This is a genomic window from Pseudenhygromyxa sp. WMMC2535 (assembly GCF_011083025.2).
On record NZ_JABJWV010000001.1, the window covers coordinates 1276127 to 1296684 of the forward strand.

A 20558-nucleotide genomic window follows, 5' to 3' on the forward strand; every position below is an offset into this window, starting at 1 on the left:
CCAACCCCACTTTCGACAACACTCCCTCCAAAGTCAGCAACCTGTCTGAGCCCAGAGGGTCCCCTGCTGGCCCCTCGCAAAAAACCAATCAAAGCACAGACCGCACCAGAGTATCCTTCTCCATCAAAACCTCATAGACAACCCAAGCCAACTCCACCGCCCGAAACGGCTTCCCCAACAACCGAACCCCAACCTCCTCCTCGACCTGCCCCCGAAAATCCACACTCCGCCCCGAGATCAACACAAAAGGCACATCGACCCCCCCATCCCGAGCCCGCTCCATACAGCTGATCCCGTCCATTCCCGGCATATCGACGTCACTGACCACCACCGAGACGTCTTTCCCCCGCCCGAGCAGCAGCTTCAGCGCCTCCACCCCGTCCGAGAGCTCCGTGACCACGAAGCCGTGGCTGCGCAGCCCCTTGGCCATCAGCGCGCGCACCGAGGGGTTGTCCTCGACCAGCAAGACGTGCTCCCCCTGGCCGATCTTGATGTCCTCCAAGGACATCTCCGCCGAGGCCTCGCACGCCACCCCGAGCGGGAAGGCGACGCAAAAGGCCGTCCCCCGCCCCGGCTTGGAGTCGAGGGTCAGCGCCGCCCCGTGGCTCTCGGCGATGGTCCGCACCACCGCCAAGCCCAGCCCCGTGCCGGCGTCCCCCTTGGTCGTGAAGAAGGGCTCGAACACCCGCTCGACCAGGCGCTCCGGGATCCCCACTCCCGTGTCGCTGACCGTGAGCACGACCTCCTCGCGGCGGTTGTGGGGCGAGAGCCGCCGGCCCAGCTCGATGCGCAGGCGACCGCCCGAGATCATGGCGTCGCGGGCGTTGATCGACAGGTTCATCAGCAGCTGCTGGAGCTGCGAGTCGTCGCCGTCGATGCACAGCGAAACGCCCTCTTGGACGTCGACCTCGAGGGAGATCGAGTCGGGGAGGATCCGCCGGAGCAGCCGGCAGACGATCTCGACACACTCGCCGAGGTCGACCCGCTCGCGCCGCGGCCGAGTCGGGCGGGCGAAGCTCAGCAGCGAACGCGCCACGCCCTCGCCCTGCTCGACCGCCGCGTCCATGGCGTCGAGGGCTGCCTGGATCTCGGGATCCTCCGGGCACTCGCTGCGCAGCAGGTCGGTGTTGCCCATGACCACGGTCAGCAGGTTGTTGAAGTCGTGGGCCACCCCGCTGGCCAGGCGGCCGACGATCTCGAGCTTCTGCGACTGCAAGAGCTCCTCGCGCAGGCGCTCGCGCTCGGCGTTGGCAGCCTCGCTGTCGGTGATGTCTCGGCCCTCGGCGATCAGCGCTCTGACCTGGCCGGCGTCGTCGACCAGGGGGCGCAGAGAAAAATCGATCGCGCGCACGCTCTCGCGGATGTCGACGTGCGAGGTCTTGAAGCGCACGAATTCGCCCTCGGCCGCCGCCTTCACGGCCGCGCGCACCCGCTTTTGCAGCGCCTTGGAGTGCGCCCACCAGCGCGTCTCCCAAAAGGGCTGACCGAGCTCCGCCTCGCCGTCGCTGCCGATGAACTCGCGGGCGCGGGCGTTGACCATGAGCACCCGGCCGTCGACGGACAGCTTGCCGACGAGCTGAAAGGAGTTGTCGAGCACCGACGAAAACTCCCGCGACTGCTGCTCGATCTGCTCGAGCTGCGCCCGCTGGGCCACGCTGAACACGACGAAGAGCCACCACACCGGCAAGGTCACCCCGAACAGGTCCTCGGTCCACTCGAGCGCGGAGGTCAGCTGCGACCACTCCGCGAGCAGGCACGCGCCATAGCCGACCGAGGCCGCCGCCAGCCCGAGGAAGGCCGGACGCAGGCTCCGCTGCATCGAGCTGCGCCAGCGCGCGAGGATCACCAGCCCGGCAAAGGCCCAGGCCAGCGTGGTCACGGCGTCCATGATCGAGATCGCGGTCACGACCCCTCCCGCTGCAGCACCTCTGGCGCGCGCCAGCACCACAGCGCGACACAGATCCCGCCGACGGCATAAGCCGCGTGCTCGAGGGTGTTGAGCCAGGTCGCGTCGACCAGCCCCTCGAGGGTGGTCGCCACCCACCCGAGCAGCACGGCCATGTAGGCCGCGAACAGCAGCCGCCAGCGGTGCAGCCTCATCAGCTCGTCGCGACTGCGGTGCGCCGCGCCCAACACGAAGGCACCGAGCACCAACATCGCCAGCTCTGCGCTCGTGCTCACCGAAGAGTAGGTTTTCAGCCGAGCGAAGCGCGGTCAAATGAAATGTGTGCAGCGAAGATCGCAACGATCACTGTTCAGGCGCAATTACTTACTTTTGGTTCACACTCTCGCCCCATAATTTGGTCATTCGCACAGGGTGCTGGCCATTTCGACAGCGCGAATTTGCGACCATTCGAATGCCGCGCACTCGATTTCGCGCCCTCGGCGTCCATGCACCCCCTCAGCCCGGGCGCGCCCAATCGATCTCACAAACACACAAAATGCAAGCCGGTGGAATGGGTCTACGCCTGGATCTCCACGGTCGACGTAGCATAAAATGAGCTCGTGTCCGGCTCGGACCTGCTGTGCTCGCTAGCGATGATCGGGTCATTGCTCGTTGGCTGCGGCACCGCCAGCGGCCCGAGCGAAGACGACGAGCTCGGGCAGAAGGGGGGCTCGGAGGACGGCGCCCAGCAGCCCGCTCTCGGCGCCTTGGGGATCCACATCACGCGGGTCGAAGCCAACCAAGGTACGGCGATCCCCCTGACCGAGGCAGACGCGTGGATCGGCGCGGACGGCAGGCTCGGACCCTTGGTCCGCGACCGCGACACCCTCATCCGCGTCTACGTCGCGCTCGATCCCGGCTGGGTCGCCCGCCCGCTCTCGGCCCAGCTGACGATCGAGTCCGACGAGGGCGCGCTCGAGGTCTTCGAGCAGGTCCGCACAGTCGAAGCCCCCAGCCAAAGCGGCGACCTCGCCTCGACCTTCGACTTTCAGCTGCCCGCGAGCGCCGGCCTCGTCGCGCCCGAGAGCCGCTTCCAGGTCGAGCTGCGCGAGCTCGACGAGGGCGCCACGGCCGACGCGGCGGGGCTCGAGCCCGGTCTGTGGCGCAGCCCCGCGCAGCCCGAGCGCCTGGGCGTCCAGCCCGAGCCCGCGTCCTTGCACGTGGTCTTCGTCCCCTACCGCCACGTCGACGAGGGCATCGACCGCCTCGCCGACACCTCCGACACGGCCATGCAGCCGATCCTCGACGCGCTCTACGAGCAAAACCCGACCAGCGAGCTGGTCTGGGAGATCCACGCGCCCGAGCAATGGGACGGCCCGCTCGCTAACCTCGGCGCGCTGCTCGGCCCGCTCGCGGCCCTGCGCGATCAGGAGCTCGCCTTCCCCAATCTCTACTATCACGCGCTCTTCCCCGCGCCCGGCGGCGCGATCGCGGGCGCGAGCGGGATCGGGATGATCGCCGGCGGCGGCAAGGGAAACCTGCTCGAGCGCGTCTCGGCCACGGCCCAGGGCAGCGACCCCGAGGAGACGGCCGGGACCGTCGTGCACGAGCTCGGCCACAACCAGGGCCTGCCCCACGTTGCCTGCCCCTACGCCAGCGCCTCGAGCCCGGAGCCGGACTATCCCTACACAGACGGGCTGATCGGCGCGTGGGGCTACGGCCTCGTCAGCGGAGCGCTCTACGACCCCGCGCACCACTGGGACTATATGAGCTACTGCAACCCCTCGTGGGTCTCGCCGTGGAGCTGGGCCCTCACGCAGCAGCGCATCGTCCGACTGACCAGCTGGAACGAGGCCCGCGGCGGCCTGCGCCCGCTGGTGGTCGCGGCCACGACCGAGCTGCCTGGTGGCGCGCGGCACAGCTACTGGTTCGTCGCCCGAGGCGACGCCCCGGACCACCCAGACCAGGGGGACCACCCAGACCAGGCGCGGCGCATCGAGCTACACGCGGCGGGCGAGCCCCTCGCCAGCTTGCCCGCGCAGCTGGTGCACGCCAGCGACCCCGCCACGACCTGGCTGGTCGCCGAGCTGCCCGCGGCATACGCCCAGCTCGAGGGCGTCGACGCGCTCGTCGGCGTCGACGGCCGCGCTCGCGCCTTCACGGCTCGCCGCGAGCAGGTCGTGCTCCCCAGCCCCGGCGGCTACCAGAGGTAGGGGATGAGGATCTTTCGATCCTCTGGGTAGTCGGCGAAGGTCTCGCGATACCAGCGATGGTTCGTCACCGCCCGCGGGATCAAGTTCGCGGCGGTGTAGACCACGAAGGCGACGCCCGCCAAGGACCAGGTGGCGATCGCCCAGCCCGTCCACTCCAGCAGCTCGCCGAGATAGTTGGGGCAGGTGACCCGCTCGTAGAGGCCCCCGCGCGGGATCTTGTAGCCCGTGTCCCCAGGCTTGCGCAGGCGAAAGAGGGTCGAGTCGGCGCGGAAGTTGATCACGAAGCCGAGGGCGAAGACCGCCGCCCCGGCGATGAAGCGCGGGTCCGCGAGCCAGCTGGTCGCGTAGCTCCCAAAGTGGGAGATCCAGCGCGCGTTGAGGTAGGCGTTGAGGGTGTTGAAGACGATCGCCAGGCAGGCGACGAGCAGCGGCATGCGCTTGCCCGTCGCCCGCATGCGGAAGGGGAAGATCAGCGTGCGGTGGACGTAGTGGATCTGCCAGATCCCCAGCAAGACCAGCGGCGCGAGCTCGCCCGCGTGCTCTCCACGAGCAAAGATGCCCACGAAGGCGACGACCGCCGGCAGCTCCATCACGATCCAGCCGATCCGGCTGGGGATCGTCGGGCCCCAGCCGCCGCGGAGGTGGCGACCATAGGGCGCAGAGATGAAGATCAGGGCCAAGGCGGTGACCACCGCGAAGCCGAAGGTCGCCCACAGCAGGCTGTCGTAGAGCGCGGGCTCGGTCATCGGCGCGCCTGTTCGTGGCTCTCGCGGGCGCTCATTTGGCCGGCGCGAAGTTGGCGTGCGCGAGCGGGCCGAGGCGGCCCTGCTCCGCGAACCAGGTGTAGATGTCGCGCACCGAGTCCTCGAGGGGGCGCGGCGCGTAGCCGAGCTCGCGCTCGGCCTTGGCGATCGAGACCCGCGGGTTGGCGCGCAGCGCCTCGAGGGCCTCGGCCGTGTACAGCGGCGTCGTCTTCGTCAGCTTGGCCCACGCCTCCATGAAGGGCGCCCCGACCTGCGCGAGCCACATCGGCGAGGTCATCCGCGGGACGCGGACGCCGGTCACGGACTCGGCGATGTTCGCGAGCTCGCCCACCGAGGCCCAGCGTCCGCCGAGGATGTAGCTCTCGCCCCTGCGCCCCTTGGTCTCGGCCGCGAGCAGGCCCGCGACCACGTCGCGCACGTCCACCCAGTTGAAGCCGCCGTCGATCAGCGAGGGCAGCTTGCGCTGGGACAGCTGCAAGAAGACCTCGCCCATGCGCGAGAGCTTGTAGTCGAGCGGACCGATCACCCCGGTGGGGTTGACGATCACCGCGTCGAGACCCTGGTCGATGGCCTTGCGGATCTCGACCTCGCCCGCGGCCTTGGAGCGGTCGTAGGGGTTGAAGCGCGAGCCGGACGAGCGCGGCCCCGCCTCGTCGATCTGCCCCTCGCGCGAGCGCAGGTTGAAGGCGTGGATCGAGCTCGTGTGCACCAGGCGCGGGACGCCGCAGTCCAGGCAGGCCCGCGCGACGTTGCGCGGGCCCTCGACGTTGGTCTGCGTGACTAGCCCACCTTGGTCACCGACGATGCTGATCAGCGCGGCGAGGTGAAAGACCACCTGCGCGCCCTCGAAGGCCGCGCGCAGCGAGTCCGGGTCGCGAACGTCACCGCGGACGCGCTCGACGGCCACGCCCTCGAGCGCGCGCGTGTCCTCGCGGACGAGGACCCGAACCTCTCGGCCCGCGGCCACCAGCGCCCGCACGAGGTTGCCCCCAACATGTCCCGATGCTCCAGTAACGACGACGGTCAACGCATCCCCGGCATATCCAGCCGAGACCCCTGACGAGAAGCTCTCGGCGCAGGGCGGCGCGGCTGCGCCTAGCTTGCGACAGCGCTCGCCCTCCTTGCAAGGACGAAAGGGTCCGTGGGGGCAATTATCTGGTATCTGGCGCCTCGACGACGGCGCATGACCGCCGCGAAGAAGAGGCCCCGAGCGCGAGCCCGAGACCTCTCCTTCATGATGGCGCGTGGGAGCCCGAGCGCCCGCGCGACTCGAGCTACTCCGAGGCGATGTCGTCGAGCGCGTGAAGCCGGCGGCGCTCGGCCGCGGAGAAGCGGTCTCGCTCGAGGGCCTCGACGGCCGCGTCGAGCTCGGGGGCCGCGGCGCCCACGAGCTCCCCGCGCAGCGCGTCGCGCTCGGCCCGATACTCGCTGACCCGCCGCGCCCACTCGGCCCGGCGCGCGTCGAGGGCCGCCAGGCGCTGCGCCGCACCCGGCTCGAGCGCGTCGAAGTGCTCCACGCGCAGGGCCTCGACCGCCTCTGGGCTCGCCCCCTCGACCCGCGCGGCCTCGACCGCACGCCGCCCGGCGAGGAAGCGACCGGCGCGGCTTTGCTCGAAGCGCTCGGCCTCGTCGGCGCTCAGCCGCGCGAGCTCGGCCGCCCGCGCGGCCTCGTCGGTGATCGCGTAGGCGGCGTGCAGATCGAAGCCCTGCACGATCCGCTCGCGCTCGGCGACCGCGAAGGGCGTCTCACCGAAGTGCGCGTCGAGGCTGGCCAGGAGCTGCGCCTCGATGTCAGCGCTCGCCGAGACCTCGAGCGCGGCCGCGGCCTCGGCCCTGAAGCTCAGGTAGGCGGTCCAGGCCGCCATGATCTGGGCGTGGGCGTCGGCGTCGCCCACTAGCTCGCGGACCTCGGTCGAGACCCAGGCGTCGAGCGCCTCCGGCGAGAGCTCGCCGTCCGCGGTCGAGAAGTAGTCGAAGGCCAGCCTGGCCTGCTCGTCGAAGACGAAGGCGCCCGCGCCATCGAAGCTGAACTGGCCGTCGGCCTCGGTGCCCGCCAAGGAGCGCGGGACGTCGCCAAACTCGCGCGTCTCGGACTCGTCGGCGCAGGCCGTCGCCAGCGTGGCCACGGCCAAGGTGGCGCTCAGCAAGGTGCAAAGGGATCGCATGTGGCGCTTCATGATCACAGCCCCTCGTTCTTCAGGCGGTTGGCGTGGGCGCGAAACAGGCTCTTGGGATCGGGCCCAAACAGGTGGACCAGCCCAAAGGCCTGGTTGACCTCATCGAGGTGATTGAGGCGGTAGTCGTCGCGGATGACGGCGCCGAGGTGCGAGCTGCACTCGCCCACGAGGCCGTCGTTGTCCTCGTCGTAGACCAGCGTGGTCAGGCCGAGGAGCGGGTCCGAGACGTCGAGCGCGTTGGTCAGCGCCCGATCCCCCGACCACGAGTAGTAGCGGATGCCGTCGACCACGGCCTGCCCCTCACCACACCAGCTCCCGGGCAGCCCGGCCGGGTGCGCGGCGTTGAATTCGACCGCACCCATGCTCGACAGGGACCACAGCGCGGCGATCGAGTCCTGCTCGTTGGAGGTGCCCGAGAGCAGCGAGAGGATGTCCCCCAGGCTGTTCGCGAAGATGCTGAGCACGGCCTCCCCAAACCCGCCCTCGCTGAGGTTGTTGCGCAGGAAGTCGGCCAGCTCGGCGCCGCCGTGGGGGCTGCCCACCGAGGTCACCGAGGCGACCAGCTCCGGGGCCACGCTGGCCACATAGCGCACGTCGAGGCCGCCGTGGCTATGGCCAATGAGGTTGACCTTCTCGGCCCCCGTCAGCGCGAGGATCTCCTCGACCTGAGCCAGCAGCACCTCTCCGCGAGCCTCCGTGGCGTTGAACTGCGGGACTTCGGTGACGTAGACGTCCGCGCCGCTGCTCTCCAGCGCGCTCGGGATCGCGTAGAAGTACTGATAAATGCCAAAGAGCTGGTCGAAGCCCGACATCCCGTGGGCGAGCACGATTGGATACTTTGTATCCGTATAGTTGTCTGTCCCCCACGCTTTCGCGTCGGTTGGGGTCAGCCCCAGGCCAGCAAACACACTCAATCCAGCGCCCAATGCGAGCGCACGCAAACGAACCTTCATCTGTCCGAACCTCCAGAAAACGACAAAAATAGCCTTACAACACGGTTCCCTTCGCCGTCCAGTGAAAAGGATAATTTTCTTTCGATCGTGAACCTTTTGTGGCCCAGACCGTAGAAGGTCACCTTTATCAATGCGCGACGCTGAGCATGCTCAATGTAACTTCATGAAAGGCACTCGCGAAGAGAGCGACTTTCACGCAATCACACGAGGACCACCAGCCAACACCGAAACAATGTTTAACCGCGCGAAGAATCGAAATAACAATGTTCAGAATGCTTTTACCCATACCTGATCGCGCTGCATGAATTGCCCATCTTCCCCCGCCACGCTGCGTGTCCATGGTCCAAGGGACATTGGCGCGAACTGGCAAACGCACCCGCAGGGCGAACCTTCCTCGCCCGTCGCCCTCGCTCGACGGGCCTCGGCGCAGACGGACCAACGCAGCGGGACCGCTGCGCGCGCCTCCTCGCAGCGACGACTGCGAAGCCGGCACCGCACCGCATCGTCCTGCTTCCTTCTTCTACCTTCTCGCCCCCGGACCGCAGCCGGCTCGTGGCCACGCTCGAGCTCCAGATGCGAAGCGGCCGAGACAGCCACCTTGCGAGGTCGGCTGTCTCGGCCCTGTGCTTCGACCCAGCTCGGCTGAGCTCAGCTCAGCTCGGGTGCGATCGGCACGACGATGCGGCCGCGCACCTTGCCCTCGAGAAAGTCCGGGGCGGCCGCGACCACATCGTCGAAGGCGACCTCGCGGATCATCGCCTCGAGCTTGTCCATGTCGAGCGTCTTGGCCAGGCGCTGCCAGGCCTCGACGCGCTCTGGCTTTGGACACATCACGCTGTCCACCCCTCGCAGCGTGACGCCGCGGAGGATGAAGGGCGCGACGCTCGTGGGCAGGGCCATGCTCCCAGCCAGGCCGCAGGCCGCCACGACGCCGCGGGGCTGCATCATCGAGAGCACGTTGGCGAGCACCTCTCCGCCGACGACGTCCACGGCGCCAGCCCAGCGCGCCTTGGCGAGGGGGCGGGCCGCGCCGGTCAGCTCGTGGCGCTCGATGATCCCCTTGGCGCCCAAGCCCTCGAGGTAGGCGGCCCCCTCTGGCCGCCCGGTGGCTGCGATCACCGTGTATCCGCCCGCGGCCAGCAGCGCCGTGGCCACGCTGCCCACTCCGCCGGAGGCACCCGTCACGACGACCTCCCCGGCCTCGGGGCTGACGCCCCCAGCCTCGAGGGCCATGACGCAGAGCATCGCCGTATAGCCCGCGGTGCCGATACCCATGGCCTGGCGCAGCGAGATGCCCTCGGGTAGCGGCACCAGCCACTCGCCCCGGACCTGGGCCCGACGCGCGAGGCCGCCCCAGTGCTTCTCGCCGACGCCCCAGCCGTTGAGGACCACGCGATCACCGGGCACGTAGCTCGGGTCGCGGCTCTCCACGACCACCCCGGAGAAGTCGATGCCCGGCACCATGGGGAAGCTGCGCACCACGGGCGAGCTCCCAGTGATCGCCAGCGCATCTTTATAGTTGAGGGTGGAGTAGGCGACGTCGACGGCGACCTCGCCATCGCCCAGGTCCTCGAAGCTGACAGACCTCCGCGCCACCCGTTGGGCGCCGTCGTCCTTCTCGATCAAGATTGCGTCGTACACGATAGTTCTCCTCGCTCACCACATGATGCCACCCGCGCGCGCGCCTCGACGGCGCGGACGCGAGGCCGCGCGACCTTGCCGAGCGCGGCCTCGTGCGGTCGCGCGGGTCGTGCGGCGCCGCGATTAGGCGATCACGGCGTCCGCCGAGGGGAGCTCGGCGTCGCCGCTCGCGCTGGGCTCGAGCGCGGCCTGGCGGGCGACCAGCCGCGCGTAGGTCCCGTCGAGCGCCATCAGCTCGTCGTGGCGACCTTGCTCGACGACCCGGCCGTGGTCGAGGACCACGATCCGGTCGGCGTCGCGGATGGTGCTCAGGCGGTGGGCGATGACCAGGGTGGTCCGCCCCTGCTGGAGGCGCTCGAGTGCGGCCTGGACCGCGTGCTCGCTCTCGCTGTCGAGGGCCGAGGTCGCCTCGTCGAGGAGCAGGACCTTGGGGTCGCGGAGGATCGCCCGGGCGATGGCCACGCGCTGGCGCTGGCCGCCGCTGAGCTTGACCCCGCGCTCGCCGACGATGGTGTCGTAGCCCTCGGGGAACTCACGGATGAAGCCGTCGGCGTTGGCGTCGCGCGCGGCGGCCTCGATCTCCGCGTCGCTGGCTTCGAGGCGGCCGTAGCGGATGTTCTCGCGGATGCTGCCCGAGAACAGCACCGGGTCTTGAGAGACCACGGCCATGGCCCCGCGCAGCGAGCTCAGGCTCAGCGCGCGCAGGTCGTGGCCGTCGAAGGTGACGCGCCCGACCTGCGGATCCCAAAAGCGCTGGAGCAGGCGGCCGACGGTGGTCTTGCCCGAGCCGCTCGAGCCGACCAGCGCGCAGGTCTGGCCGGGCTCGATGCTCAGGTCGAGGCCCTCGATGACCTGGGCCTCGCGGTCGCCATAGGCGAAGTGCAGGTCCTCGAAGGTGATCTTGCCGCGGGGCTGCTCGAGCACCATCGCGCCGGGGGTGTCCTTGATCTCGGGCTCGCTGTCGAGGATCTCGAACAGCCGCGCCGTCGCGCCCAGGGCCTGGTTGTAGCTGCCGACCACGCCGGCCAGGCTGCCCACGGCGCCCGCGACGGTCAGGGTGTAGAGCACGAACCTGCCGAACTCCGTGGCCTCGATGTCGCCGTCGAGGACCATGTGGCCGCCCAGCCAAAACACGCCGGCGACGGCACAAAAAGCGATGAAGCTCGACACCGACATGAACCAGCTGCGCGCGCGGATCTGCTTGACGAAGAGCTGAAAGGCGCCCTCGACGGTCTCGCCGTAGCGCGCCCCCTCGTAGTCCTCGCGCGTGAACGACTGGACCGTGTCGACGGCGGCGAGCCCCTCTTGCAGCTTGCCCGAGGCCTTGGCCAGCTGATCTTGGGCCTGGCGGGCGAGTCGGCGGATCACCCGGCCCCACAAGTTGGCGGCGATCACCAGGGGCGGGACGACGGCGAGCACCCGGATGGTCAGCGAGGGGCTGACATAAAAGAGCATCGCGATCCCGCCGATCAGCGACAACACGTTGCGCAGCGCCAGGCTCAGGTCCTGGCCGATGACGCTCTGCAGGCGGGTGACGTCGTCGGACTGGCGCGAGAGCAGCTCGCCGGTGCGGTTGGCGTGGAAGTAGCCCTGGGTCATGGTCAGCAGGTGGCGCTGGACCTCCATGCGCAGATCCGCGACCACGCGCTCGCCCACCCAGCTCATCAGGTAGTGGCGGATGAACACGAACAGCGCCTGCACGGCGAACAGCCCGAGCAAGATCAGCGTGGTCCGGTCGAGGCTCGCGGCGTCGCGGGTGCCCTCGTCGAAGGCCGCGCCGATCAAGTTGCCGAAGAACCAGGGCACCGCCAGGCCGCCGGCCGCCGTGAACAGCAGGGCCCCGAGCGCGACGAAGAGCTGGCCGCGGTAGGGCTTGGCGTAGGCGAAGAGCCGGGCCAGGCGCTTCCACGGCGGCAGCTCATCGACGTTCGCGCGTTCCTCCACGGCCCCGGTGCCAGGTTCGGCTTCGGACATGAGGCGGAGCCTACAACTTCACTCGATCCCGTCCAGCGCCGCGCGCGGATGGGCCGCCCGCGCGCGCAAAAAGGGCCCACCAAATGGGTGGGCCCTCTTTCCCCTCGGCGTGGTGCCAGAGGGACGAGATAGCGCGCTCAGGGCGTGAGATTGATGGTGCCGACGAGCCCGCGCAGCTCGAATTCGATGTCGATCTGGATCGGATCCGTGACCGTGAAGGTGTCCGTGGCGATCACGAAGCTCTCGTTGTTGAAGGTGAGGTCCAAGGTCGCGCCAGCGCTCTGAACCGACACATCCATGGGCGGGAGGTTGCCGTCGAGCTCGAGGTCGCTGGGCATGGGCTCGTCTTCGCCCAGCGCGGCCTCGATGACGCCCGTGGTCAGCACCGGGTGCGGGATGTTGGTCGTGCCCACGGCCACGCCGGCGTCGTGATCCGCGAGGTTGTGGGCGAAGCTCACCGGGAACTCGCTCCCGGCGTTGACCATGTTCAGATCCGTCAGAGACACGTTGGCCGTGATCGCGGCGTTGAGCTTGCACTCCTTATCGAGCACATCGGCGAAAGTCAGCGAGAGGATCTGGACGCCGACCAAGGAGGCGTCGTCATCGAATCGCAGCTCGACCTCGCCACCGGTCACCTCGAGGTCCAAGGGGATCTCGCAGTTGCCAGCGAGCCCTGCGTCCGCGGAGCCCGTGGTCGCCGCCGTGCCCCCAGCCATCGACATCACCGTGGTGTCGCAGGCGTTCCCCATGCCGTCGCCGTCGAAGTCCAGCTGGTTGGGGTTGGCCGTGGACACGCAGTTGTCCTCTTCATCAGCGACGCCGTCCTCGTCCTCGTCGGGAGGCGGGCCATCGGTGGTCTCCTCCGACGAGGTGTCCGCCGAGGTCGATGCCTCCTCACCAGAGGTGGAGGTGTCGACTTCATCGCCTGCGGTGTCGTCGGTCCCGGTGTCGACCTCGTCGCCGCTCGATTCCGAGCTGGCGTCGTCGCTACAGCCGAGCGTTGCCATCGTGAACACTAGAGACAGAGAAAGGAAACCAAGGGCACTGCGCTTCATGGACTTCCAATACCACCGACTCGCCCGCGCAAACAACTAGTTCACCGGGACCCGTACCCAAACCTCGCTCTGCGTGATCGATCAACGTCCGCGCTCACACGTCCGCATGGATGTCACCTGCTGCGAAGCTGCGCGCACGGGCCTTTGCTGCGCACACGATCCCCGCGAAGCCGCGAGCACACCTATGCTCGAAGAGCGCGAAGAACGAGGTTTATTTGGCTCAGCGAGGCCCTGAGCCACGACCGAGCGAGCGCCCCTCGACGCCGCCCGACCGCGGCCTCGAGGACACCACCAGCACAGCACGCAGCCACGCCAGAGAAGGCGCGGCCCGAGTCCGACCAGCTCAAAGCAGCTAGTGCGCGATACAGAGGACTTGACGGGTCTCAGGCGCCGGACCGCCGGTTGCTGACGAGACGCGAGGAGGGAGTTTGTCGAGCACGAGTGACCGACGAGCAACGAAGTCAGGCTCCGGTGCTCCGGTGCTCCGGGCCCGATAACTCGACGCGCTGCGCTTCCCCGGAGCCCGCGGCTTGCTCGAGGTGCCGCGGCACGGCGCACTCGAGCGGGCCGTGATCCGACGACACTACGCCCACGGCAGCTCGCTCCAGCGACGGCTCCCCGCGCTCGTGCTCCACCGCCACGCTCTCCTCACTCTCCTCTCCTCACTCTCCTCTCCTCTCCTCACTCTCCTCTCCTCACTCTCCTCTCCTCACTCTCCTCTCCTCACTCTCCTCTCTCGGTCGCCCACCCACGAGCGCACCGCTCCCCTCGCCACGCTCGGCCTGGTCGCCCACCGCGAGCGCCCCGCCCTCACGGCGCAGTCGTGCTCGACCTGGTCACCCGCGAGCGCCTCGCCCGCGAGCGCGGCTGGCTCGGGTCGGTCGAGCACGGTCGAGCGACCTGGCCCGGGCTTTGCACCTAAGTCATCCCGGTTGCAGTACCTCCTCAATAAACACCAGCTCGACCAACCGGTCGACAAAGTGGTGCCCCGAGATCGGGGAGAAGAGCAGACCCGGCCGATCGACACCCCGACCGTCCGCGAGCCCTCGCTCGGCGAGCTCGAGCGCGTCGGCGACGATCCCTCCCGCAGGCCGCTGATCGCCGGCCGATACCGTGTCCTGCGCCAGATCGGCCGCGGCGGCATGGCCAGCGTCTACGCCGCCCTCGACATCCGCCTGCGCCGGATGGTCGCGCTCAAGGTCCTGACGGAGGAGAGCTCCAACCGCCCACAGCTGCTGCGTCGCTTCATGCGCGAGGCCCAGGTCGTCGCCCGCATGCGCCACCCCAACGTCGTCGAGGTCCTCGACTTCGGCTCGAGCAGGGCCGGGGTCGTCTACCTGACCATGGAGCTGCTCCATGGCGAGGATCTCCGGCGCACCCTCGAGCGCGAGGGGCCGCTCCCCTGGTCGCGCGTCCTGGCGCTGATGCTCCAGATCTGCGCCGGGCTGGAGGTCGCCCACCGCGAAGGTGTGGTCCACCGCGACCTCAAGCCGGGCAATTGCTTCCGCGTGCTCGAGGACGGACACGAGTCCATCCGGCTGGTCGATTTTGGCATCGCCTTGTGCCTCGACGACACGCTCGGTGAGCGCCTGACCATGGAAGGCCACATCCTCGGCACACCCGAGTACATGTCGCCAGAGCAGGCGCGCGGCGAGGCCGTGGATCGGCGCAGCGACATCTACTCGGCGGGGCTGATCCTCGGCGAGATGCTGACCGGCGCCCTCCCCTTCGAGGCCCGGACCCCCTCGGCGATGCTCGCGGCCCACATCTACGAGCCGCCCCGCAGCCTCGAGCGCCTCGCCGAGGCCGCGGGGGTCGAGCTCCCGCCTGGCCTCGAGGCGATCTACGCCCGCGCCCTGAGCAAGAACCCCGACGAGCGCTACCAGAGCGCGGCGGCCCTCGCCGATGACCTGCGCCGGCTGGCGACCCTCTCCGAGCTCGGCGCCCCCACCCGCGAGCCGGCCGCCCAGCCCACGCGCATCCAGGGCGTGGTCCAGCTGACGGATCCTGCTCGGCGCAGCGGCCAGGCGCCGCGCGCGGCGGGGATCCCCAGGCGCGAGCGCGACCAAGCACGACTTCAGGACTCAGACCCAGCCTCGAACCAGGAGCCAGGCCTGAACACGGGCGAATCGGCGCCGCTAGGAGCCCGTGGTGGAACCCAGCGCGGCTCCTGGCGCCGGGTTTTTCGTCGAGGGCGCGAAGCCAAAACGCCGCTGTACCGGGCGTACTGCAAGTTTTGGCGACAAAGCCCTCGGCGAAAAGACCAAGCCAGGTGTCGTGTTGGGTTTCACCACGGGCTCCTAGCGGTCCTCCGCGAGCGTGCCCAAACGACACGCCCGAGCCACATCGAAACACTCAACCCCAAACTTCAAGGAGCCACCATGAACCTCGTCTATGCCCTCTTTCCCCAGCGCGCCCGCGCCGAGCATGCCCTCGACACCCTCGGCGCCCGGGCCAGCGTCAGCGAGCTCGAGCGCGAGTTTGCCAGCGCCGCGATCCACGAGCGGGACATCCTCAACCTGGAGCTCCCGCCCTCGGGCACCTTCTCTCTGCGCGCCGCCGTGGTCGGCGGCCTGCTCGTCGCTCTCAGCCTCGGCCTGAGCTTCGGCCTGATGATGGCCGGGGTGTTCACCGGCATCGGCGGGCCGAGCTCGATCCTCGGCTCGGATCCCATGGACCTCGCCCTGCTCTGCCTCGCGGCCGCGCTCTTTGGCGGCGTGGCGGCGGGCATCGCCGGCGCGGCCAGCACCCACGTCAAGCTCCGTCGCCTCCGCGAGGAGCTCGCCAAGGGTCGCGTGCTCTTGACCCTCGAGGTCGACAACTCGCGCAGCCGCCTGATCGAGCGCATGCTCGCCAGCTCCGGCGCCGTCGCAACCGGCGTCGTATGAGCGGCGCGGCCAGCAGGCCGCAGCCCAGGCGCAAACACGCCACCAGCGCTCTGGCTGGTGGCGTGTTTTTCATGGCTCACTCGCCGTGCGCGTGGAGCTCGATGTCCTCGTGGAGCGCCTCGCCCTCGAACACCGCCAGCCACCGGGACTCACCGAGCACGTGGGCCCTGGCGAAGGCCAGGGTGTAGGTCGCGAGCACGGGCACGAGCTCGCTCGTCGGGGTGAAGCCCTCGCCGCAGCCGTCCATGTTGACCCCGGGCACGAAGAGCTCGAGCAGCTCGGGGTCGATGTCGTCGCAGATCGTGATGAAGGAGTAGTGGGCCCCGTAGGGCAGGTCGATCCACAGGTCGCTGGGGTTGGCCAGGCCAGCCCAGGCCGGCGTGGCCGAGCTCGCCTCCGGCGTGGTGATGTCGAGCTCGCCGCTTTGCAGCAAGGTCGGCGCGAGGGTGGCGAGCTCGTCGCCAAAGAGGTCGGTGCGCGCTGGCGCCTGGGGCGAGATCGCGTCGATCCGCGGGTCCGCGAAGCCAGCCTCGATCGCCGCCTCGACATCGTCTTGGGCCAGGAAGTCACACTCGCTGGCCGTGCACAGCGTGAGCAGCAGGTCGTAGTTGGGCAGGCCGCCGCCGATCGCCAAGGTCGTGTAGCCGCCGAAGCTGTGCCCGAACATGAACACCTGCTCGAAGTCCATGGCGCCGTCGAGGGCCGGGGCCTCGGGGAAGCCGAGCTCCGCGGCGTCGAGCACCGCCGAGATGTCCTGGGGTCGGTTCACGCCGGCGATCAGCAGATCGTCCGAGGTCCCGGCGACCGCGTCGCTGGTCGTGTTCCCGACGTGGCTGGGCGAGAGCACCACCCAGCCGTGAGAGGCGAAGCGCTCGGCGTAGGGATAGGCGAGCATGCCCTCGCCGCCCGAGCCGTGGGAGTAGATGACCACGGGGAAGCTGCCCTCGGCCACCGTGGGCGCCTCCACGGCCAGCGGCGAAGGCACCGTGACCACGCCGGCGAGGTCGTAGCTGGTCGCGCTGCCTTCGGCGTCCGCGGCGGGGTACCACACGTGCACCGGCAGCACTCGCGCCTCGTCCACGCCCACCGCCTGGTGGCTGACCTCGACCTCGAGGTGGCCGACGGCGTAGGGTCCCGGCGCCGCGAGCTCGGCGATCAGCTCGTCTCGATCGACGGTCTCGCCCGTCTCGCCCGACTCGCCCGTCTCGCCCGACTCGCCCGTCTCGCCCGTCTCGCCTTCGCCAACATCGTCGTCCACGCCGCCGTCGTCGGAGCAGGCCGAGAGCACGAAGACCAAGCCGAGGGCGAGCGCGCCCTCCCGAATGAAGAGCCTTGGCTCGAAGTACAACGTCATGAGCGCGAGCCTACGCCCTTTCTCGGCGCTCGAAGAGGCGCTCGCCCGGCTCGGCTCGAGGCGCGCACACAAAACCCAATCGCCAACGCGCGTAGCACACGCTGGCCCTCCCGCACGTGTCCAAAGTGACCAGCCGTGCCCCCCTGGCACGGCGCGTCCTCGGCCTCAGCCCGGCGAGCCGCCCAAGAAGGGCTCCAGGTAGCCGCAGATCATCGACTTGCAGTGCTCGAAGAGGGCCACGCGCACCGCAGGCGTCTCGCTCTGGCTGTAGATCAGCATGCTCGACACGGTCTGAATGATCACCGTGGCCAGCATCTTGGAGGGCTGGAGCGCCGGATCCTCCTGGCCATCGTCGAGGCTCGGGGCCCAGCTGCGGACCAGCGCCGCCGTGGTCACGATGAAGGCCCGACTCATGGCCTGGTCCGCCTCGGCGTACTCGCCGTAGAGCTGCATGTTGGTCAGCACCGCCCGGGCCGCGAAGTCGCGCTCGTGGAGTTCGACGAAGGCGTCGATGCTGCGCTCGAGCAGCGCTCGCCACTGCCCCGCGCCCGCCCCCGCCACTGCCGTGCGAAAAGTCTGCTCCACGTGGGCCATGGCCCGCTCCGCTACGGCCCGAAACAGCGCGTGCTTGTCGGGAAAGAAGCGATAGACGCTGCCGATGGAGGTCTGCGCGTCGCTCGCAACCGCGTCCATCGTGGTCGCGTCGAAGCCCAGGGTCGCAAAGCGCTCCGCGGCCGCGTCGACGATGGCCTCGTAGCGACGTCGACTCCGCTCTTGCTTGGGGAGACAGCGCTCTTTCTTCGCCCTCGGCACAGCTTGAAAAACTGAGGAAATCCTCTCATCCTGTCAAACATGAGGACATCCTCAGCTTCCCAGTCTCAATTCTTCGACGCGCTCGCCCGCACCTGGAAGCGTCGACGCGAGCTCGGCGCGCGCGAGCTCCCCCCTCGCCACCCGGGACTGCCGCTGGTCGGCAGCATCCTGGACATCCACGACGACGCCCTGGCGATGTTCGAGCGCGGCTTGCTCGAGCAGGGCGACACCGTCCGCTATCGCCTGGGGCCCTTCGAGCTCGTCGCCATCCACCGCCCCGAGGACATCCGCACGGTCTTGCTCGAGCGCGCCGGCGACATGGCCCGCAGCCCCAACTACGAGGGCCTGCGCCTCGTCCTCGGTCAGGGCCTGCTGACCAGCGACGGCGAGTTTTGGAAGCGCCAGCGCAAGCTCGCCACGCCGGCCTTTCACCACAAGCGCCTGCTGGAGCTGTGCGACACCATGGTCCGCTGCACCGTGGACCTCGGCGAGGGCTGGTCCACGCGCCTGTCGACGAGCGCCGGTCGAGGCCCGGCCGACGCGACCGTCGACGTCCACGCCGCGATGATGGCCCTGACCTTCCGCATCGTCGGCCTGACCTTGTTCTCGACGGAGCTCTCCCACGACGCGGGCGACGCTGGCCCGGCCCTGACCACGGTGCTCGAGCACGCCAACTTCACGATCGCCTCGATGCAGCTCGCGCCCCCGCCCTGGGTGCCCACGCCCCGCAACCGCCGCTTCAACGCGGCCAAGCGCGTGCTCGACGACGTCGTCGAGCGGATCATCCGCGAGCGCCGAGCCCTGGCCGATCACGACGAGGCCGCGCTGCCCAATGATCTGCTGAGCATGCTGATGCGCGCCACCGACGAGACCGGGCGCGAGCGGATGAGCGACGTCGAGCTGCGCGACGAGATCATGACCTTGGTGCTCGCCGGGCACGAGACCACCGCCCAGGCCCTGAGCTGGACGCTGATGCTGCTCTCGCAGCACCCCGCGGTCGAGCGCGCCCTGGTCGACGAGGTCCGCGAGGTCTGCGGGGATCGGCCGCCGACCATGGCCGACCTCGACGCCCTGGCCTACACCGGGCGGGTCATCGACGAGAGCATGCGCCTGTACCCGCCGGCGTGGATCTTCGAGCGCCTGACCAAGGTCGACCTCGAGCTCGGCGGCTACTTCATCCCAGCCGAGACGATGATAGCGATCGTCCCCTGGACCCTGCACCGGCACCCGCGGCTGTGGGACAACCCCGAGGGCTTCGACCCAGATCGCTTCACCGAGGCGCGCAGCCAGGGCCGCCCGCGCTACGCCTACCTCCCCTTTGGCGGCGGGCCGCGCCAGTGCATCGGGCTCAACTTCGCGCGCTACGAGGCCAAGCTGGTCCTCGCCACGCTGATCCAGCGCTTCCGCTTCGAGCTGCTCCCTGGTCAGGACCTGCGCCCGGAGCCCTCCGTCACCTTGCGGCCTCGCCACGGCCTGAAGATGCGCCTGAGCCACCGCCCCGTCTGAGGCCCGAAGCCCGAGGCCCGAAGCCCGCTCGGGCCCCAAAACGAACACGCCCCGGGCCGTCGAAGACGGCGCCGGGGCGCAGCTCGTGCCCGCAGTCGGGCTTACAGGCAGTTGACGCAGACGTTGAGGTCGCCGCGCTTCTCGATCTCGGGGACGCCGTTCTCGATGTCGAAGCCCGTGGGGTCGTCGACGAACTCGACGTTCTCACAGTTTTCGCTGGCGACGTCGATGCGCAGGCCAGCGCCGGCGATCGCCGGCTCACCCGGGTAGTTGATCTCCGCCCACTGCTTGTAGTCGACGTTCTCGAAGTCGGGATCGATGAGGCAGTCCGCGAACGCCGAGCAGTCGATGGTCGCGGTGCAGATGAAGTCGTCGCTGGCCGAGAACTCGCCCTTGTTCTCGAGCTGGACCGTGTACCACTTGTCCGGATCCGCGAGGTCGACGGTGACGTTCGAGGACTGGCCGGCCTCGTTCTCGACCACGATGTTCGTGGGCTCGGTGCAGCCACAGTCCGGCGCGTGGTCCATCTCCTCGCAGGCGTCGTTGCTCCCGCAGCCGGCGTAGTGCTGCATGCTCGGATCGAGCTTGACCGCGACGTTGCCCGAGTCGAGGGTGACCTCCAGGTTGCCGGCCAGGCCCATGACGCTGACGTCGCTGCGATCGGGGTAGTTGCCCTGGCCCAGGTTGTCCTCGGTGACCAGGACGAGGTCGCCGTCCCAGCCCACGGGGATGCTCACCCGGAAGTTCGCGCCGTCGCGCGTCGGCTGGATCTGGCCGTCGTAGTAGGTCCGCACGTAGCAGTCCTCGGTCTCCTCGGCGAAGCACAGCGCCTCGTCCATGGTCGGATCGGGCTTGCTCGGGCTCGAGATGTCGTAGGTCCAGGCCGCCATGCGGCCGAAGGCCTCGTCCGCCTGCCCCTGGGACTTGGCCACGGTGAAGCGCTGCATCTCGACGACGATCTCGGTGGCGCCCTCGACGTAGGTGACCTCGATGTCGCCGCGGTTGGCGAAGTTGTCGCTGGTCAGCTGGTCCCCGATCGACAGGGTCTCGACCGAGTCGGCGGGGCCGCGCAGGACCTCCTCCCAATCGTCGATGAAGATCTCTAGACCGTCACCGATCTCGCTGCCGTCGTCAGAGCAAGCGTTGAGGGTGACAGCGGTACAAGCCAGCAACAGGAAGGGGAGCAGTCGCTTCGTCATTGGGGGGACTCCGAGGGGGCAGGATAGCGGTCCATGGGCCAGGATGCCATAGCCAGGGGTCGGCTGCTTGGGTTGGGCTGGGCGCACGTTGGTTTTGGGCGAGATCGTGCCTTGAGTCACGTGCTGCCCCGCGTTG

16 protein-coding genes are annotated in these 20558 nt (G+C 69.1%); 3 read left to right on the forward strand and 13 right to left on the reverse strand.

All coding sequences use genetic code 11. From position 1 onward, the window contains the following. Positions 1-88 precede the first annotated feature (88 nt). Both G6O69_RS04630 and G6O69_RS04635 read right to left on the reverse strand, forming a co-directional pair. A complete protein-coding gene (locus tag G6O69_RS04630; RefSeq protein ID WP_172302319.1) occupies positions 89-1906 on the reverse strand; it encodes an ATP-binding protein in 1818 nt (605 codons plus the stop codon). Further along, positions 1903-2181, reverse strand: a complete 279-nt coding sequence (locus G6O69_RS04635) for a hypothetical protein (RefSeq protein WP_172302320.1) — start codon at positions 2179-2181, stop codon at positions 1903-1905. The genes G6O69_RS04630 and G6O69_RS04635 overlap by 4 nt, the downstream gene beginning before the upstream one ends. A 324-nt stretch (positions 2182-2505) precedes the next feature. Between G6O69_RS04635 and G6O69_RS41905 the strand changes: the two genes are divergently transcribed. Next, positions 2506-4098, forward strand: a complete 1593-nt coding sequence (locus G6O69_RS41905; protein WP_172302321.1) for a M66 family metalloprotease — start codon at positions 2506-2508, stop codon at positions 4096-4098. Here the strand turns inward: G6O69_RS41905 and G6O69_RS04645 are convergent. The 8 genes from G6O69_RS04645 to G6O69_RS04680 all read right to left on the reverse strand — a co-directional run bounded on the left by G6O69_RS04645 (position 4086) and on the right by G6O69_RS04680 (position 13303). After that, positions 4086-4844: a DUF1295 domain-containing protein gene (locus tag G6O69_RS04645; RefSeq protein WP_172302322.1), complete on the reverse strand. Its 759-nt coding sequence runs from the start codon at positions 4842-4844 to the stop codon at positions 4086-4088. The two genes, G6O69_RS41905 and G6O69_RS04645, sit on opposite strands and share 13 nt — an antisense overlap. Before the next feature lie 31 nt (positions 4845-4875). Continuing rightward, entirely contained in the window at positions 4876-5889 is a 1014-nt protein-coding gene (locus G6O69_RS04650; RefSeq protein ID WP_176396628.1) for an SDR family oxidoreductase, read from the reverse strand. Positions 5890-6136: 247 nt separating this feature from the next. Further along, positions 6137-7039, reverse strand: a complete 903-nt coding sequence (locus G6O69_RS04655) for a lipase secretion chaperone (protein WP_176396629.1) — start codon at positions 7037-7039, stop codon at positions 6137-6139. 2 nt (positions 7040-7041) lie between these two features. Further along, entirely contained in the window at positions 7042-7992 is a 951-nt protein-coding gene (locus G6O69_RS04660) for a triacylglycerol lipase (RefSeq protein WP_172302325.1), read from the reverse strand. Between the two features lie 648 nt (positions 7993-8640). Then, complete coding sequence (locus G6O69_RS04665) at positions 8641-9633, reverse strand: MDR family oxidoreductase (RefSeq protein WP_172302326.1); 993 nt, start codon at positions 9631-9633, stop codon at positions 8641-8643. Positions 9634-9756: 123 nt separating this feature from the next. After that, positions 9757-11607: an ABC transporter transmembrane domain-containing protein gene (locus G6O69_RS04670; protein WP_172302327.1), complete on the reverse strand. Its 1851-nt coding sequence runs from the start codon at positions 11605-11607 to the stop codon at positions 9757-9759. A 137-nt stretch (positions 11608-11744) separates the two neighbouring features. Further along, positions 11745-12614, reverse strand: coding sequence for a hypothetical protein (locus G6O69_RS04675; RefSeq protein WP_172302328.1), 870 nt, complete (start codon positions 12612-12614; stop codon positions 11745-11747). Between the two features lie 509 nt (positions 12615-13123). After that, a complete protein-coding gene (locus G6O69_RS04680) occupies positions 13124-13303 on the reverse strand; it encodes a hypothetical protein (RefSeq protein ID WP_176396630.1) in 180 nt (59 codons plus the stop codon). Between the two features lie 342 nt (positions 13304-13645). Here G6O69_RS04680 and G6O69_RS04685 point away from each other — a divergent pair, with 342 nt between their 5' ends. Continuing rightward, positions 13646-15550 carry a serine/threonine-protein kinase gene (locus tag G6O69_RS04685; protein WP_172302329.1) on the forward strand — a complete coding sequence of 635 codons (1905 nt, stop codon included), beginning with the start codon at positions 13646-13648 and terminating at the stop codon, positions 15548-15550. Between the two features lie 76 nt (positions 15551-15626). Here G6O69_RS04685 and G6O69_RS04690 read toward each other — a convergent pair whose 3' ends face one another. Continuing rightward, positions 15627-16904 (reverse strand): hypothetical protein, encoded by a 1278-nt coding sequence (locus tag G6O69_RS04690; protein ID WP_172302330.1) that lies wholly within the window; start codon positions 16902-16904, stop codon positions 15627-15629. Between the two features lie 165 nt (positions 16905-17069). Next, positions 17070-17717, reverse strand: coding sequence for a TetR/AcrR family transcriptional regulator (locus tag G6O69_RS04695; protein ID WP_172302331.1), 648 nt, complete (start codon positions 17715-17717; stop codon positions 17070-17072). Between the two features lie 39 nt (positions 17718-17756). On the opposite strand from G6O69_RS04695, the gene G6O69_RS04700 reads away from it, so the two are divergent. Further along, positions 17757-19223 (forward strand): cytochrome P450, encoded by a 1467-nt coding sequence (locus tag G6O69_RS04700; RefSeq protein ID WP_172302332.1) that lies wholly within the window; start codon positions 17757-17759, stop codon positions 19221-19223. 101 nt (positions 19224-19324) lie between these two features. Here G6O69_RS04700 and G6O69_RS04705 read toward each other — a convergent pair whose 3' ends face one another. Continuing rightward, the gene (locus G6O69_RS04705) at positions 19325-20422 is read right to left on the reverse strand and encodes a purine-nucleoside phosphorylase (RefSeq protein ID WP_172302333.1); all 1098 of its coding nucleotides are present in this window, start codon (positions 20420-20422) and stop codon (positions 19325-19327) included. Between the last annotated feature and the right edge of the window lie 136 nt (positions 20423-20558).